Source organism: Sporosarcina contaminans (assembly GCF_042679045.1).
Lineage (GTDB): Bacteria > Bacillota > Bacilli > Bacillales_A > Planococcaceae > Sporosarcina > Sporosarcina contaminans.
This window is the reverse complement of the sequence record NZ_JBHTLT010000066.1, coordinates 1-1,654: the sequence shown is the minus strand read 5'-3', so window position 1 is coordinate 1,654 and position 1,654 is coordinate 1. Positions and strand designations below refer to the sequence as shown.

1 protein-coding gene is annotated in these 1,654 nt (G+C 44.9%); it reads right to left on the bottom strand.

The features are described from left to right. Positions 1–1,654 (bottom strand): phage tail tape measure protein (locus ACFQ38_RS11390; protein ID WP_381480977.1); only part of this gene is annotated, 1,654 nt, incomplete at both ends.

Sequence of the window (1,654 nt, the reverse complement as noted above, 5' to 3'; positions counted from 1 at the left end):
GTCAGAGAGTACAAGGTTGAAATATTTTTTAACTAAATCCATTATTGCCTTGCCGTTTTCATCCCAAAACTTCTTAAACGTTTCGAGCTGTTCGCTACCAAATTTCACGGCTGCTTCTATTACTGTGGAAATAGTTTCCTTTACGGCTTCAAAAGCCTTTTGAGTTGCTGATTTAATAGCTTCCCAAACTTTATCCACACCATCCCTAAACCATTCAACTTTGTTATAGGCCAATACAAGGGCCGCCGTGATTCCAGCGATTGCCGCAACTGCTATACCGATCGGACCAGTAAGCGCAGATATGACAGCCGCTAACGCTCCTACTGCAGGGGTTGCTGCCGCTGCTCCTGTGGTCACTACCGCCATTGCCGAACTGAATGTACCTATTGCCGTGAAAACAGCACCGAGAGAGGCTACAAGGGTTCCTATGATGACCAATAATGGACCTATAGCCGCCACTACTCCGGCGATTGCAATTATCGTATTTTGAGCAGCAGGAGAAAGGTTATTGAACCAATCCGCAAGCTTTTGGATGAACGCAACTATTTTTTCAAGTGCAGGCTGTAAATTGTTATAAATCGAAATAGCTGCCTCTTCCAGTGCTGATTGCATTTCTTTTAATCTTCCTTGAAGATTATCAGTCATGGTTTTAGCCATCTGCTGTGCTGCACCATCGGAATTATTAATGGCTTTCGATAGTTTGTTATAGTCTGCTTCTGATGCGTTGATTATGGATAGCGCACCTGCCATTGCTTCCTTACCGAAAATAGTTGCAGAATACTGTGCTTGTTGTGTTTCAGACAATCCTCCAAAGGCTGTCCGTAAATCTTGCAATACAGTATCCATTGTCTTCATATTGCCTTGACTATCGGTAAGGGATATACCCAAATCTTCCATGGCATTTTTCATGGCTTTTGTAGGTTTAGCAAGGTTAGCAAACATTGTTTTGAGTGATGTACCTGCTTGTGACGACTTGATACCAGCGTTGGCCATTAGCCCTAATGCAAGCGCCGTATCTTCCGCCGTGTACCCCATAGCACCTGCCAATGGAGCGACATACTTAAATGACTCACCAAGCATTGCTACGTTTGTATTAGCGTTGGAAGATGCCGCAGCCAAGACATCGGCAAATCTACCACTATCGGCCGCAGACAACCCGAATGCGGTTAGTCCATCAGTTAAAATGTCTGCTGTAAGAGCAAGATCCTCCCCGGATGCAGCCGCGAGTGCCATAATGCCATCAATACCGGATAACATATCATTGGTTTTCCATCCGGCCATAGCCATGTAGGAAAGTGCGTCTGCCGCTTCGGATGCACTAAATTGTGTAGTAGCTCCCATTTCACGAGCTTTTTCAGTCAGCAACACAATCTCATCACCTGATGCACCGGAAATTGCTTGCACTTTCGACATACCTGCTTCAAAATCAGAACCGATTTTCGCCGCAATTGCCGCCACTCCCACAAGAGGGGCAGTGACTTTTGTGGATAGTTCTTTACCGGCAGAAGTGATTTTCGCTCCAGCATCTTTCATTTTCTGTCCGGCTTCGACTGCTGAATCGCCAAATGCTTTTAATTTGGATTGAGACGATGCGAGTTGGGTTTCAAAATGTTTTAATTTAGATTCGGTTTCTACTATTTCTCGTTGGAACGCA